Annotated in this window: 1 protein-coding gene (cut by both window edges); it reads right to left on the bottom strand. The window is 70.7% G+C overall.

The whole window is internal to a non-ribosomal peptide synthase/polyketide synthase gene (locus FMP39_RS37890) on the bottom strand: the coding sequence, 46,185 nt in all, runs 11,808 nt past the left edge and 17,241 nt past the right edge, and what appears here is coding positions 17,242-34,377 (codon 5,748, complete, through codon 11,459, complete); reading right to left, the first codon wholly in view occupies positions 17,134-17,136. Both the start codon and the stop codon lie outside the window.

Below are 17,136 nucleotides of genomic sequence, written 5' to 3'. Positions count from 1 at the left end.
CCGGACCTGGGGCTTCCAGGCATCGGCCAGGTGCTGGAGGGTGAGCAGCACGGACGCGTTGCTGTCCTTCAGGACGAAGGACTTGCGCTGCGCCGGTGCAGCCGGATCGATGGGGACGAAGACCCCACCGGCCTTGAGCACCGCCAGCACCGCGACGATGGCATCGGGCGTGCGCTCCAGGCACAGGCCCACGCGGACCTCCGGGCCCACGCCCAGCGTGCGCAACTGCACGGCGAGCTGGTTCGCCTTCGCATTGAGCTGGCCGTACGTGAGGACCTGGGACTCCAGCGATACGGCGGGAGCATCGGGCGTCCGAGCCGCCTGCTCCTCGACGCGCAGGTGGAAGGTGGCCTCGCGGGCCATGTCCGCTGCGTCGTCCGGCTGCGGCGCCTCCTCCCTTTCGAGCGGCAGCGCGGAGACAGGGGTGTCCGGCGACGTCACGGCTTCTTCCAGCAGGACCTGGAGGTGCGCCACCAGTCGCTCCGCCGTGGCGGACTCGAACAGGTCGGTGCTGTAGACGAGCCCGCCCTGGTAGCCCTCCGTCGCCCGGGACAGGACCAGCTCCAGCTCGAAGCGGCTGACCGTGTGCTTCGACTCGAAGCCCCGGAGGGACAGCTCCGGGAGCGTCAGCTCGGGAACCGGCGTGTTCTGGAGGGCGAACATCACCTGGAATAGCGGCGTGCGGCCCTCCTCACGTGCGGGCTGGAGGTCCTCCACCAGCCGCTCGACGGGGAGGTCCTGGTGCTCGTAGGCCCCCAGCGTGGTGTCACGCACCTGGGCCAGCAGCTCCCGGAAGGTCGGGTCCTGACCGAAGCGAGCGCGCAGCACCAGCGTGTTCACGAAGAAGCCGATGAGCCCCTCCGTCTGCGCGTGGCGACGGCCGGCGATGGGCGAGCCCACCAGCACGTCATCCTGCCCGGAGTACCGGTTCAGCAGCACCTGGAAGGCAGAGAGCAACACCATGAAGGGCGTTGCCCGCTCCTTCAGCGCGAGCGCGTCCACGGCGTCGCTCAGGGCCGCCGGCAATTGGATGGGCGTGTTGTCGCCCTGGAAGGACGGCTGCTCCGGCCTCGGCTTGTCGGTGGGGAGCTCCAGGTACGGCGGCGCGTCCGCGAGCATCCCGCGCCAGTAGTCGAGCTGCGCTTCCAGGACCGGGCCCTGGAGCCACTTGCGCTGCCACGCCGCGAAGTCCGCGTACTGGAACGGGAGCGGGGGCAGGGGAGACGGCTGCCCCTGCCGGAAGGCGCCGTAGATCGCCGCCATCTCCCGGACCATCACGCCGTTGGACCAGCCGTCGGTGACGATGTGGTGCATGTTGAGCACCAGCACGTGCTCCGTCGCGGACTGCTTCAACAGGATGCCGCGGACCACCGGGCCATTCGCCAGGTCGAAGGGGCGTTGGACCTCTTCCTGGACCCGTCGCAGCGTCTCCGCCTCACGAAGATGGGCGACGGCCTCACCCGACAAGTCCAAGACCTGGATGGGAACCTGAGAGGGCGGGTGGATGACCTGGACGGGTGAGTCGCCTTCCATGCGGAACGTCGTCCGCAGCACCTCGTGGCGGGCAACCAGCGTGTCGAAGCTTCGCTGGAGCGCGGGCAGGTTCAGCGCACCCGTGAGCTGGAGCGCCAGCGGGTGGTTGTAGGCACTGCTGCCCGTTTCGCTCCACTGGCTGATGACCCAGAGCCGCTGCTGGGAGAAGGACAGTGGCAGCGAGGCGCGCCGGTCCGCGTGGGTCAGTGCCGGCACCCCGGCGTCGGACTGCGTGGGCGCGTTCTTCTGGCCGTCCAGGTACGCCGCGAGTCCGGCGACCGTGGGGGACTCGAAGAAGGCGCGCAGCGGGAGCTCGATGCCGAAGCGCGTCCGCACGCGCACCACCACCTGGGTGGCCAGCAACGAGTGGCCTCCCAGCTCGAAGAACCCATCGTGGATGCCGACCCGGCCGACGCTGAGCACCTGGGCGAAGAGCTCGGCCAGGGACTCCTCCGTCGGCGTGCGCGGTGCGACGTAGAGGCCCCGCTGGACGGTGGGCGCCTCGGGGGCGGGCAGGGCCTTGCGGTCCACCTTTCCGCTGGGCGTCAGCGGCAGGACGCCCAGGTGAACGAAGGTCGACGGCACCATGTGCTGGGGGAGCTGCTTCAGCAGGTGCGCTCGCAGCGTCTCGGCCTCCAGCGGCGCCGAGTCACCCGTGATGTAGGCCACGAGGCGGGCATCCCCTCGCGTCTCCTCACGCACCACGGCAACGGCGTCGCGCACGCCGGGATGCGTGCGCAGCGCGGTCTCGACTTCACCCAGCTCGATGCGGAAGCCGCGCAGCTTCACCTGGAAGTCGGCTCGGCCCAGGTACTCCAGCGTGCCGTCCGGCAACCACCGCGCCACGTCTCCGGTGCGGTACAGGCGCGCGCCGGGAATACCGCTGAAGGCATCCGGAATGAAGCGCTCTGCCGTCAACTGCGGCCGCTGCCAGTACCCACGTCCCACCTGCACGCCGCCAATGTGCAGCTCGCCCGGGATTCCCACCGGCACCGGCTGCCCGTGCGTGTCCAGCACGTACAGCACCGTATTGGCTACAGGGCGGCCAATCGGGACGCGGTGGAAGTCCTCGCCACGAGGGCAGGGCCAGTACGTGACGTCCACCGCTGCCTCTGTCGGGCCGTAGAGGTTGTGCACCCCCACTGACGCGGGCAGCCGCGCGTACGCCTTCTTCACCAGCTCCGCGCTCAACGCCTCGCCGCTGCACACCACCCGCCGCAGGCTTCCCAGCCCCTCCAGCCCGGGCTCCTCCACGAAGGCGCGCAGCATGGACGGCACGAAGTGCACCGTCGTCACGCCCTCCGCCTTCATCAGCTTCACCAGGTACGCCGGCTCCTGGTGGCCCCCAGGCCGCGCCACCACCAGCTTCGCCCCCGCCAGCAGCGGCCAGAAGAACTCCCACACCGACACGTCGAAGCTGAAGGGCGTCTTCTGCAGCACCACGTCCGTGCCGTTAAGCCCGTACTCCTCCTGCATCCACTTCAGCCGGTTGACGACGCCCCCGTGCGCATTCATCGCCCCCTTCGGACGCCCCGTGCTTCCTGAGGTGAAGATGACGTACGCCAGTGACTCCGGGCCCACTCGCACCACCGGCTTCGTCACCGGCTGCTTCGCCACTTCTCCCGCTGCGCTGTCCAGGCACACCACTCGCGCGGCGCTGGGCGGAAGCACCGACTTCCACTTCTCGTGCGTCAGCAGCACCGACGCACCAGTGTCCTCCAGCATCCACCCCAGCCGCTCCTTCGGGTACGCCGGGTCCACCGGCACGTAGGCCGCGCCCGCCTTCAGCACGCCCAGGAGCGCCACCACCATGTCCACCGAGCGCTCCAGGCACACGCCCACCAGCGACTCTGGTGCCACCCCCAAGCCACGCAGGTGGTGCGCCAGCTGGTTGGCCTTCGCGTCCAGCTCCCGGTACGTCAGCCGCTCCGACTCGAACGCCACCGCCACCGCGTCCGGCGTGCGCGCCACCTGCGCCTCCATCAGCGCGTGGATGGTCGCTTCCGAAGCGGGCGCCATCTCACGTCCCTGGAAGCCCTTCAGTACCTGGCGGCGCTCGTCCTCCGAGAGGATGGCGACACGTTGCAGCGGCAGGTCCGGCGTGGCGACGACCACCCGGGCGAGCTCGGTCAGATGGCCCGCGAGCCGCTCCAGGGTGACACCATCGAAGAGGCCCGTTGCGTACTCGAAGCGGCAGTACAGGGTGTTCTGCCGCTCGACGACTTCCAGGCTCAGGTCGAACTTGGAGGTGTCTGGATAGAGGCCGAGTTCGCTCAGCTTCAACGCCTGATACGACACGTCCACGGTGGGCGTGTTGATCACGTTGAGGACGGCCTGGAACACGGGCGTGCGGCTCTGGTCACGCGGCAACTGGAGCGCTTCGATGACGCGCTCGAAGGGCGCGTCCTGGTTCGCGAACGCGTCCAGCGAATGCCGCTTCACGCGGCCAAGCAGTTCTCGGAACGACGGGGCGCCCTCCAGCCGCGCGCGCAGCGCCAGCGTGTTCACGAAGCAGCCCAGCAGCCCCTCCACCTCCGGGCGGGAGCGGCCGGCCGTGGGAATGCCCACCGCGAAGTCCTCCTGACCCGAAGTGCGTCCCAGCAGTGCCTGGAACAGCGCCATGAGCGCCATGAACGAAGTAGCGCCCTCGCGCCGCCCCAAGGCGAGCAGCGGTTGGGTGACCTCGGGCGGCAGCTCGAAACGGTAGCTGCCACCCGCGTAGGACTGCACCGCGGGCCGAGGCCGATCCGTGGGCAGTTCGAGCGCCGGGACACCCGTCAGCTGCTCCTTCCACCACCGGAGCTGCCCCTCCATCACCGCGCCTTCCAGCCACCGGCGCTGCCACACCGCGTAGTCCGCGTACTGCACCTCCAGTGGCGGAAGCGGAGAGGGGATTCCCGCGCTGAAGCAGGAGTAGAGCACCGACAGCTCGCGCCCCAGCACCAGGGTGCACCACGCGTCGGAGATGACGTGGTGCTGCATCAGGCTCAGGACGTGGTCTTCCGGCCCCATCCGGAGCAGCAACGCGCGCGCCACCGGGCCCTTCTCGAGATCGAAGGGAAGCGCGGCGAGCGCCGCGCACCGCCGTAGCATCTCCGCTTCGCGCGCTTCCGCCGAGTCGCCGGGGACGTCCTCCACCAGCGCCGGTAGCGAACCCTCCGCGTGGATGATCTGCACCGCGCCGTCTTCCGTCAGTTGGTACGTGGTGCGGAGGACCTCGTGCCGCTTCACCACTTCATTGAGCGCGGCCTGGAGCGCCTCGACGTTCAGCGGACCGGTGAGACGGAAGTTGGAGCCGTTGTTGTACGCCGTGCTGCCCGGGTCCAGCTGCTGGAGGTACCAGAGCCGCTGCTGCGCGAAGGACAGGGGCAGTGGCCGCGTCCGGGACACGCGGGGAATCGCGGAGGGCTCAGGCTGCTGCGTCGGAGCCGGTGCGGGCGCCTTCGGCTGGGGCTTCGGCGCGGGGGCCTGTACCTTGGGCGCGGCGGGGAGGGTGACGTGCTCCACGTGGCCGTCCACGCGGAGCCGCGCGTGCCGCCCGGTCCGGAAGAGACGGGCCTCACTGCTCGACGGGTGCTGCACGAAACGGCGGCGCTCCTGCTCATTGGCGCGCCACAGGTCCCAGGGAAGACCTGCGCCTTCCAAGGCCAGCTCACCGACGACACCGGGGGGCACCGGCAATCCGGTCGCGTCCAGCACCCAGGACTGGAGCCCTTCGGGGACACGTTCCGTCGGAGGCCGTGGCAGCAGGCCCCCCTCGCCAGCGGCACCGGCGAGCAGCACCTCCGTTCCCAGGTTCCGGTGCAGCGACAGGGCCAGCTCCGTGGAGGCACCGTCCAGGACGAGCGCCCCCACGGGCTCCAGCGCTTCGCGGGCCTGCGGCAGCTCCACCAGCGTGCGCGCCAGCCGCGCCGAGGCATGCAGGAGGACGGCGCCTGACTGCCGGGCCAGCGCCAGCAGTTCGTCCACCGCCAACGTGCCCTCCGCCTGCCGCTGGACCTTCCGCTGCGAGGCGTCCTGCTCCAGGCGCTCGCGAATCACGGTCAACCGGCGCAGGCCCTCCAGCACCACCGGCGTGTCCAGGCCGAAGTCGATGAGGCAGGCCACCTCGTCCACGTCGGCTTCCCGGACGTGGAGCAGGCGCTGCACGCCGCTCTCCACCGTGCCGATGAGGCCGGTGCCCTTCGCGTGGTGCTCGAAGGTGTGTTCGAGCAGGGCATTCACGTCCTCCTCGGACACCTTGTCGATTTCGCCCTGGTAACCCTGCGCGGCCAGCAGTGTGGCGGTGATCTCCGCCGAACTCCGGAAGTAGCTCAGCAGCGGCTTGCGGACCGTGCGCAGCACCTCCTGTTCGTCATCGCCGATGAACGCGTGCAGCATCAACGCGACGTGGCCACGGCCCGGATGCCCGTTGCGGCGCCACGCTTCGCGGTAGAGCCCCACCTTCTGCTTCAGCTCCTCCAGTGACTGCGTGAGCAGACCGGTGAGCACGCCAGCGCCCACTTCGCCGGCCAGGCGGAACGTCTCCGGACTGCCGGCAGCCGTGAGCCACACCGGCAGGTCCTTCTGGACGGGCTTGGGCCGCAGGCCGACTTCCACCGTGACGCCGCCGCCACCCGGACGGCGGAGCTTCTCGCCTCGCCAGAGGGCGCGCACCGTCTCCAGGTTCCGCAGCAGGACGTTGCGGCGATCCTCGAAGTTCTGCGGGGCGAAGGTGAAGTCCGCCACGTGCCAGCCCGTCGCAATCGACAGACCCGCGCGGCCTCCGGAGAGGTTGTCCACCACGGACCACTGCTCGGCGACCAGCAGCGGGTCATGCAGCGGGAGGACGACGCTGCCCGAGCGCAGACTCAGGTTGCGGGTGATGGTGGCCAGCGCGCCCGCCACCACCGCGGGCTGGGGATAGAGGCCGCCGAACGAGTGGAAGTGCCGCTCCGGCGTCCACACCGCGGAGAAGCCGTTGGCGTCCGCGTACTTCGCGCCCTCGACCAACAGCTCGTACTTCGGACCCACGAGCGAGTCTTCATCGTTGGCGAAGTAGATGAGGCTCAGGTCCATCGCGCCCTGGCGAGGACCGCCGCCCTGGAGGACTTCCCACTGGGCCGTCACCTGCTCGGAGGGGAACGTCACGGTCAGCCCGCGTGACAGGGCCCACAGGGCCTCCAGCTCCGGGCGCTCCGCCGAGGACTCCGCGGCGGCCACCCACGTGGTGCCTTCCGCAGGCCGCAGCCGCTTGTCGAGCGCGTCAAAGAGCTCGGTGAGCCCCTGATGCACCAGGGCCCACGGCGACTGGTTGGCGCCCACGGGCAGCAGCCACGCCAGCGCCTCCGGGGCCGGAGCCGGGTGCTCCGCCAGCGCACCGGCAGACTCCAGCGTGTCCTCCACATGGAGCACCCGCGCCGCATCCAGCCGCGCGGCGGTCATGATGCCTTGCCACGTGACGAGCACCGGCACCCGGGCTCCGGGGGCCGCGAAGTCCGACAGGCGCCCCAGGTCCGTGGGGCCCACGGCCACGACGGCGCCACCGGCCTCCAGGACACCCCAGAGGACGGCCAGCTTCGCGGGGGACGGCTTCAGGCAGACCGCGACCGGCTCACCGGGTTGCACGCCGAGCGTTCGCAGCCGCGCGGCGACGTTGCGCGCACGCTGGGCGAGGTCGCTCCAGGTCCACGACGTCGAGCCCTGAATGACGGCGGTGGCTCCCGGCTGACGGGCCGCGCGCTGGGACAGCCGCGAGGGAATCGGCGTGGAGACGGGCCGGGGAAGGGGGGCAGGCCAGGCGCGCCGGTCCTCCTCCGTGGCCAGGGGCAACCGGGAGATGCGCTCCGAGGGCCGGGCCAGCGCCGAGCCCAACAGCACCTGGAGGTGCTCCACGATGCGCCGTGCCGTGGCTTCGTCGAACAGCTCGGTGGCGTACTCCAGCGCGCCGCTGATGCGACCGGCGTCATCGCCGAGCACGAGGGACAGGTCGGACAGCGTCGCGCCCCACTGCACCGGGGCGTCCGGCACTTCCACCATGGTTCCACGGACGCCGGTCAGCTCCAGCGCGGCGGCCGTGCCTCCCACGGTGGTGTGGAAGACGAAGATGGTGTCCGTCAGCCGTCCCCGGCCAATGTCCTTGCCGGGAACGAGGGCTTCCACGAGGTGCTCGAAGGGCACGTCCGGACGCAACTGGACGTCGTTGACCTCCTGCCGCACGCGGGCCAGGAGCTCGAGGAACGTCGGGTCATCCGCGAAGCTGGTGCGGAACGCGGCCGAGTGCGCCACGTAGCCGATGAGCGGCAGCAGCTCCGGCCGGGTGCGGTTGCCAATGGGCGTGCCGACGATGATGTCCGTCTGCCCGCTGTAGCGGTGCAGCAGCGCCTGCCAGGCGGCGAGCACCATCATGTATGGAGTGTAGCTCTCACGCTTTCCGAACTCCGCCACCTCCCGGGACAGCGCGGCCGAGAAGGACACCGGCATGCGCACCGACGTCAGCGGGCTCGTCTTGGGGCGCGGACGGTCCGTGGCGATGTTCAGTTGCCGAGGCATGGCGGCCAGCTGGTTGCGCCACCACTGCTCCTGCTCGGGCAGACGCCCTTCAGCGACGACCTGCCGCTGCCATGCGCCGAAGTCCGCGTACTGCACGGGAAGCGGCGGCAGGGGCGCTGGACGGCCCTGCTGGAAGGCCGCGTAGCACTGGAACAGCTCGTGGATGAAGATGTTGACGGACAGCGTGTCGCTGACGATGTGGTGGATGTTGCCCAGCAGGATGTGCACGTGCTCGTCGAGCTGGAGCAGCGTGGTCCGGACGACGGGGCCCTTCACCAGATCGAACGGCTTCGCGGCGTCCTCGCGGGCCAACTGCATCGCCTCGGCCTCGCGCTGTTCGGGGGTGCCGGTGAGCGTCAGGCGCACCAGCGGGACGTGCATCCGCGCGTGGAAGCGCTGGACCGGGCGGCCATCCACCACGTCGTAGGTCGTCCGCAGGGATTCGTGGCGCTGGATGATCTCCTGGACGGCGCGCTCCAGGATGACCGCGTCCACGACGCCTTCCAGCCGGAAGACGAACGGGATGTTGTACGCGGACAGGCCCGGCAGGTGCTGCTCCAGGCGCCAGACGCGCTCCTGGACGAAGGACAGCGGCAGGGGCCGGTCGCGAGGCAACGGGACGATGGGCAGCTCGCGCGTGGCCTCCACGACCGGGGCCTGACGCAGCAGGGGCTCGATGCGCTGGGCGATGCCCGCCACGGTGGGGGCCTCGAACAGCGCGGCCAGGGGGAGCTGGACCCCGAACGTGGACCGCACCTGGTTCAGGAGCTGGGCGGCCATCAGCGAGTTGCCGCCGATCTCCAGGAAGTTGTCGTCGCGGCCCACGAACGTCAGGCCGAGCCGCTCACGCCAGAGCGCCGCCAGCCGTTCCTCGATGTCGCCTCGCGGCGAGTCTTCACGCTCTGGGGTGGGAGCAGGCGCGGGCGTCCCCTGGGCCTGATGCGGCGACGTGGCCTGAGGGGCCGCGAGGCTGCCGTGGGTCTGGACGGGAGCCGAGGACCCATTCTGTCCTCCAGGCACATGGGCAGAGAGCTGCGGGGTGCCGGGCGTCGCGAAGCTCCCAGGCGCCGGGAACGCAGCCGCGGAACCGACCTGCCCCCCTGACGCTGGCGCCGGGGACGCGTGGAGCCCCCCATTCGCAGGAGATGACGGCGCCGCGACCGAGGCGAGCGCAGCCGCGTGCCCCGCGCCATGCGTCGGCGCGGGAATGGCCGCCTGCGCCGGCCGCGCCGGAGCCTCCACCCAGCAGCGCTTCTCCTGGAACGGGTACGTGGGCAGGTGCAGGCGCAGCCGCTGTTCGTGGCCGTAGAAGACGTTCCAGTCCACCGAGACGCCCAGGGTCCACAGCTCGCCCACCGCGGTCATCAGGCTCGCGTGCTCCGGGGTCGTGCCGCCACGGCGCAGCGTCGCCACCGCCTTGACCCGCTCCTTGTCGCGTCCCAGGCAGGCGCGCACCAGCGGCGTCAGGTCCTGCCCCGGGCCGACCTCCAGCAACAGGCTGCATCCCTCTTCGAGCAGGGCCCCCACGGCATTCGTGAAGCGCACCGGCTGGCGCATCTGCGCCGCCCAGTAGTCCGGCTGGGCCAGCTCGTTCGCCTGTGCCCACCGTCCCGTGACGCTGGAGGCGTAACGGAGCGTCGGCGCATGCCGCTGGAGCGAGTTCACCACGTCCGCCAGCGCCGGCATCAGCGGCTCCACGTCCGCCGAATGGAACGCGTGCGGCGCGGGCATCCGCACGGTGCCCACTTCACGGCGGCGCAGCTCATCCTGAAGCCGCTCCACCTCCGCGATGGGTCCGGCGACGACGCAGCGATCCGGTGCGTTGATGGCCGCCAGCGACAGCCGGCCCGTCAGCAGCGGCAGCACCTGCGACTCTGGCATTGCCACCGCGAGCATCGCGCCCGGAGGCATGCGGTGCATCAGCTCGCCACGTGCCACGGCGAGCCGCATCGCGTCCTCCAGCGACAGCACGCCCGACAGGCACGCGGCGGCATACTCACCGAAGCTGTGCCCCAGCACGGCGTAAGGCCGCAGGCCCCAGTCCATCCACATCCGGGCCAGCGAGTACTCCACCGTGAACAGCGCGGGCAGGGCGGCACGGGTATCAGCCACCGCCGCCGCGTCCACTCCCGGCCCGGCGAACAGCACCTCGCGGACCCGCTCCCGAAGCGCGGGCTCCAGCAGCGCCAGGCACGCATCCGCGTGAGCGCGGAAGGCCGGCTCCGCTTCGTACAGCTCGCGGCCCATGCCCGCCTGCTGCGCCCCCTGGCCCGGGAAGATGAAGGCCACTCGGCGGCGGTTCACGTCGGCATCGGCCACCTTCACCGGCGTGTACGGCTTGCGCAGCCGCGCCGCCAGGTCCGCGGCGTCCCGGGCCACCACGGTGCGCCGGAACTCGAAGGCCTTGCGTCCCACGGCATGCGTGAAGGCCACGTCCGCCAGGGACAGCTCCGCGGCGTGAGCCTCGGCATGCCCGGCGAGTTGCCGCGCCGCCGCGTCCAGCGCTTCGGCGGAGCGAGCGGACAACGTGACGACCTGGTGTGAGCGCGTGGTGGAGCCGCTGTGCGCCATCGGGGACTCCTCGAGCACTGCGTGGGCATTGGTGCCGCCAATGCCGAAGGAGCTGACGGCCGCGCGTCGCGGCGTCTCGGTCCTCGGCCACGGCCGCAGGGTGGTGTTGACGAAGAAGGGGCTGGCGTCGAAGTCGATCTGCGGATTGGGCCGCTCGAAGTGCAGGCTGGGCGGCACCTCGCCATGGTGCAGGGACAGCGCGACCTTCATGAGGCCCGCCAGTCCGGCCACCGTGTCCATGTGCCCCATGTTGCTCTTGAGCGAGGCCAGGGCGATGGTGCCCCGGTGCTCGGCGCCCAGGCCGTAGGCGCGCTGGAGCGCGGCCACTTCAATGGGGTCGCCCAGCGGCGTCGCCGTGCCGTGGGCCTCCACGTAGCCGATGTCCTGGGCCCGCACGCCGGAGCGCGCGAGCGCCTGGGAGATGACCGCGGCCTGGCCCTGGACGCTGGGGGCGGTGTAGCCGGACTTGTAGCGCCCGTCGTTGTTGGTCGCCGTGGCCCGGATGACGGCGTAGATGGAGTCGCCATCCCGCTGCGCGTCCTCCAGCCGCTTGAGGACCACGCACGCGACGCCGTTCCCGGACACCGTGCCTTGCGCGTTCGCGTCGAAGCTCCGGCAGTGTCCGTCCGGAGAGAGAATCATGCCCTCCTGGTAGACGTAGCCGGTGCGCTGCGGGACGGCGATGCGCGTGGCCCCCGCCAGCGCCACACCCGAACGACCCGCCAGCAGGTTCTGGCAGGCGAGGTGGACAGCGACGAGCCCCGTGGAGCACGCCGTGTAGACGAGGACGCTCTCACCGGTGAGCCCCAGCTTGAAAGACGCCTTGGTGGCCAGACTCTCATGGGTGGCGGTGCCGTAGAGCTCGAACAGGGCCGCACCATCCAGCGGCAGCGTGGCCCGGACCGCGTCCTTGTAGCCGGAGTCGACGGCGCCCGCGTACAGCGAGATGGCCTCGGGCGTGCGCTCCGGGTCGATGCCCGCGTCCTCCAGCGCGGACCACGCCGTCTGGAGGAAGAGCCGCTGCTGTGGGTCCATCCACTGCGCTTCACGCAGCGACAGGTCGAAGAAGCCCGGGTCGAACCCATCGATGCCATCCAGGACACCACCGGCCGGGACGAAGGCCGGGTGCTGTGACAGCTCCAAGCCTTCGGGCAGGCCGGGCATCCGCTCCAACTGCTCGGGCCTGAAGCGGGAGATGGACTCCACACCGTCGCGCAGGTTCCGCCAGAAGTCCTGGACGGAGCTGGCTCCCGGGAAGCGCCCCGACATGCCCACGATGGCGACCAGGCCGGAGCCCGTGGCGGGTTTCGCCTCGGCGCTCGGCTCGGAGGCAGGCTCGGGCCGCGCGGGGGCGGCGGCGACCTCGTCCACCTTCGCGTCGCGCTCCAGGACGGCGGCCAGCGCGTCCACGGTGGGGTGCTCGAACAGCCACACCACCGGCACCTCCCGGTTCAACGTCTCCCGCATGCGCTTGGCGATGCGCACGACCGACAGGGACGTTCCGCCCAGGTCATCGAAGAGGTGGTCATGGAGGCCGACGCGCTCCGTGCCCAGCTCCTTCGCCCACAGCGCGGCGAGCTGCTGCGCCAGCGGGCTCGACGGCTCCACGAAATGGCCCTCACGGCCCGTGGACGCGCTGTCCGGCGCGGGGAGTGCCTTCCGGTCCACCTTGCCACTGGTGCTCAGCGGCAACGTGGGGAGGACCACGAAGACGGACGGCACCATGTACTCGGGGAGCTGTTGACGCATGCCCGCGCGGAGCGCCGCGACATCCAGCGGCGCGTCATCGCGTCCCATGGCGTAGGCCACCAGTCGCTTGTCACCGGGGATGTCCTCGCGGACCACGGCGGCGGCTTCCAGCACGCCAGGCTGGGTGCGCAGCGCGGCCTCGACGTCCGCCAGCTCGATGCGGAACCCGCGCACCTTCACCTGATTGTCGATGCGGCCAATGAACTCCAGCGTGCCGTCCGGGCGCCACCGGACCAGGTCTCCCGTCCGGTAGAGGCGCGCACCGGGCTGGGTGGCGAAGGGGGCGGGGATGAAGCGCTCCGCCGTGAGGTCCGGCCGCGACACGTATCCGCGCCCGAGCCCTTCACCGCCCACGTACAGCTCGCCCGGCACCCCCACGGGGACCAGCTGGAGCTGCGAATCCAGCACGTAGGCCTGCGTGTTCGAGACAGGCCGGCCAATGGGCACGGAGGCCCCGACCTGCGAGGCCTCATAGGCCGTGTAGCTGGTGGAGATGATGGAGTTCTCCGTCGGGCCATAGCCATTGGAGACGGGGACTCCGGTGGTGGTCAGCGTGCGGCGCGTGTGGGGGGCGGACAGGATGTCACCCACCACGTGAATGGCCCGCAGCTTCTTCAGCAGGTCGGTCCGGTGCTCCACGACCTGCGAGAACAGGCCCGCGGGGAAGTGGATGAGCGTGACGCCGTGGCGCTCCACCACGCGCGACAGCGTGTCCAGGTCGCTGGCTTGCGCCTCCGGCGGATACAGGACGACGCCGCTTCCGTTGAGCAGCGGAAGCCACAGCTCCATCACCGAGCCGTCGAACGAGGCGGGCGCCATGACGAGCCCGGTCTCCCGGACGCCGAAGCGGATGAAGGGCTCACTGCACGTGAGGCGGAGCACGCCTCGGTGCGGGATGGCCACGCCCTTCGGGCGCCCCGTGCTCCCGGACGTGAACATCACGTAGGCCAGGTGATTCGGTCCCACGTCGGACACCGGGGACGTGGTGGGCCACTCCGACAGGTCCAGCTCTTCCAGGAGCAGGGTGGGAAGCCCGCCGTCGGGGAGCGGCAACCTGGCGTGGTTGGCCCGCGACGTGAGCAGCAGGCGCGGTGGCGCGTCCTCCAGCATGATGGCCAGCCGCTGCGCGGGGTACGACGCGTCCAGCGGCACGAAGGCGCCTCCGGCCTTGAGCACCGCCAGCATCGCGATGACCCACGCCGTGCCCCGGTCCAGGCTCACGGCCACGAGCACTTCCGTGCTCACCCCGCGCGAACGGAGCAGGTTCGCGAGCTGGTTGGCCCGCGTGTCCAACTGCTCGAAGGTCAGCGTCTCGTCACCACACTCCAGCGCGACGGCGAAGGGGCGCAGGGAGGCGTGCCGCGCGATGACCTCCGCGATGGTGCCGCCAGCGCCGTCATACCGGGCCGCGTTGTCATTCCACTCCCGGAGGAGCTGCTGACGCTCGCTGGGGGTGAGCATGTCCAGCGTGCCCAGCGGCTGGTCCGGCGCGGCGGTCACAGACGCCATGAGGACGCGCAGGTGCCCGGCTAGGCGGGCCACGGTGGCGGTCTCGAAGAGGTCAGTGCTGTGCTCGATGGCACCGCGCAGGCCGTCGGCGTCATCCGTAAGGGCGAGCCCCAGGTCGAAGCGCGAGGTCCCGATGTCCACGTCCGCCGGCCTCAGCGTGAGGCCCGTGGCCCGCACCGGGCCCGTGGGCGTGTTCAGCAGGGAGAAGTAGGTCTGCACCAGCGGATTGCGGCCCAGGTCCCGGCGTGGCTGGAGCTCCTCGACCAGCTTCTCGAAGGGCAGGTCCTGGTGCTCGTACGCGGCCAGGGTGGTATCGCGGACCTGCGCGAGCAGGGTGCGGAACGAGTCGCGCGGACGCACCCGAGCCCGCAGCACCAGCGTGTTGACGAAGAACCCGACCAGGCCCTCGACCTCGCCGTGGCGGCGGCCCGCGATGGGCGAGCCCACCAGCAGGTCCTCCTGCCGGCTGTAACGCGAGAGCAGCACCTGCCACACGGCCAGCAGCGCCATGTACGGAGTGGCCCCCGCCTGGCGCGCCAGCGCGAGGAACGGCGCCACCACGTCCTGGGGCAGGTGAATGGGGAAGAGCTCTCCAAACTGCGAGCGATGGGTGGGCCTCGGCTTGTCGGTGGGCAGGTCCAGGACCTGGGGCGCACCGGCGAGCTGCTCCTTCCACCAATCGACCTGCGCGGTGAGCACCTCGCCCTGGAGCCACTGCCGCTGCCAGGACGCGAAGTCCGCGTACTGGATGGGCAGCGGCGGCAGCGCCGGGCTTCGGCCCTGGGCGAATGCATCGTAGGCGGCGGCGACCTCGCGCACGATGACGCCGAGCGACCAGCCATCCGACACGATGTGGTGCATGGTCAGCACCAGCACGTGCAGCTCCGCGTCCAGCTTCAACAGCAGGGTGCGCAGAAGGGGGCCCGCGCTCAAGTCGAACGGCTGGCCCGCATCCGTGGCGGCCAACCGGCGCGCCTCGGCCTCCCGGTCGCCTTCCGGCAGGCTCGTGAGGTCCGTCAGGGGAAGCGCCCAGTCCGCCGCGGGGTGGATGACCTGGATGGGGTCGCCGTCACGCATCACGAAGCTTGTGCGCAGCGGCTCATGGCGTTTGACGAGGTACTCCAGCGCACGGCGCAGGGCCTCGGTGTCCAGCGCGCCTTCCAGCCTGAGCGCTCCCGGCAGGTTGTACTGGCTGCCGCCGGGCTGGAGCTGGTCGATGAGCCACAGTCGCTGCTGTGCGAAGGACGGCGGCAGGTTCCCATCGCGTGGCACGGGCCGGAGCGCCGGAATCTGGGGCGCGCTGACGCGCAGGAGCATGCCTTCCTCGACGAGCTCGGTGACTCGGGCCACGGAGGGCGCGTCGAAGAGCGCGTTGAGGGAGAGCTCCACGCCGAACGTCGTCCGCAGGCGGGAGATGAGCTGGGTGGCCAGAAGCGAGTGACCTCCCAGTGCGAAGAAGTCGTCGTGCAGGCCCACTTGCTCCACGCGAAGGAGTTCACGGAAGAGGGCGGCGACGCGCTGTTGGAACGGAGTCATGCGCTCTTGCACGGGCGGGGCGGAAGCCCCGGGGACAGGGGTGGCAACGGGCAGAGGTAGAGCCTTGCGGTCCACCTTTCCGTTGGGAGACAGAGGTAGGGACGGCAGCGTCACGATGGCCGTAGGCACCATGTGGGCCGGCAGGTGCTCAGCCAGCCGTGCCCGCAGCGCCGTCACGTCCGGCGCCGGTTCTCCCGTGACGTAGGCCACGAGGCGCTGATCGCCCGGGGCGTCTTCGCGAACCACGGCGACGGCGTCGCGCACGCCGGGATGCGTGCGCAGCGCGGTCTCGACTTCACCCAGCTCGATGCGGAAGCCGCGCAGCTTCACCTGGAAGTCGGCCCGGCCCAGGTACTCCAGCGTGCCGTCCGGCAACCACCGCGCCACGTCTCCGGTGCGGTACAGGCGCGCGCCCGGAATGCCGCTGAAGGCATCCGGAATGAACCGCTCCGCCGTCAACTGCGGCCGCTGCCAGTATCCGCGTCCCACCTGCACGCCGCCAATGTGCAGCTCGCCCGGAATGCCCACTGGCGCCGGCTGGCCGTGCACGTCCAGCACGTACAGCACCGTGTTCGCCACCGGCCGGCCGATGGGCACCCGGTGGAAGTCCTCTCCACGAGGGCAGGGCCAGTACGTGACGTCCACTGCCGCTTCCGTCGGCCCGTACAGGTTGTGCACCCGCGCCGGTGCGGGCAGCCGCGCGTACGCCTTCTTCACCAGCTCCGCGCTCAACGCCTCGCCGCTGCACACCACCCGCCGCAGGCTTCCCAACCCCTCCAGCCCGGGCTCCTCCACGAAGGCGCGCAGCATGGACGGCACGAAGTGCACCGTCGTCACGCCCTCCGCCTTCATCAGCTTCACCAGGTACGCCGGCTCCTGGTGCCCGCCAGGCCGCGCCACCACCAGCTTCGCCCCCGCCAGCAGCGGCCAGAAGAACTCCCACACCGACACGTCGAAGCTGAAGGGCGTCTTCTGCAGCACCACGTCCGTGCCGTTAAGCCCGTACTCCTCCTGCATCCACTTCAGCCGGTTGACGACGCCTCCGTGCGCATTCATCGCCCCCTTCGGACGCCCCGTGCTTCCTGAGGTGAAGATGACGTACGCCAGTGACTCCGGGCCCACTCGCACCACCGGCTTCGTCACCGGCTGCTTCGCCACTTCACCTGCTGCGCTGTCCAGGCACACCACTCGCGCGGCGCTGGGCGGAAGCACCGACTTCCACTTCTCGTGCGTCAGCAGCACCGACGCCCCGGTGTCCTCCAGCATCCACCCCAGCCGCTCCTTCGGGTACGCCGGGTCCACCGGCACGTAGGCCGCGCCCGCCTTCAGCACGCCCAGCAGCGCCACCACCATGTCCACCGAGCGCTCCAGGCACACGCCCACCAGCGACTCTGGTGCCGCCCCCAGGCCACGCAGGTGGTGCGCCAGTTGGTTGGCTCTCGCGTCCAACTCCCGGTACGTCAGCCGCTCCGACTCGAACGCCACTGCCACCGCGTCCGGCGTGCGCGCCACCTGCGCCTCCACCAGCGCGTGGATAGTCACCTCCGAAGCAGGCGCCATTTCCCGTCCCTGGAAGCCCTTCAGTACCTGCTGCTGTTCGTCGTCGGGCAGCATCGGCAGCGCTTGAATGCGCGTCTGCGGATCGCGAACGACTGCCTCCAGCAGTGTCTGGAAGTGCCGTGTCAGTCGAATCGCCGCTTCGGGTGA

It is taken from the genome of Myxococcus sp. AB056 (assembly GCF_006547365.1).
Classification (GTDB): Bacteria; Myxococcota; Myxococcia; order Myxococcales; family Myxococcaceae; genus Myxococcus; species Myxococcus virescens.
The sequence above is the reverse complement of the archived record's forward strand: the minus strand, read 5'-3'. Positions and strand labels throughout refer to the sequence as shown.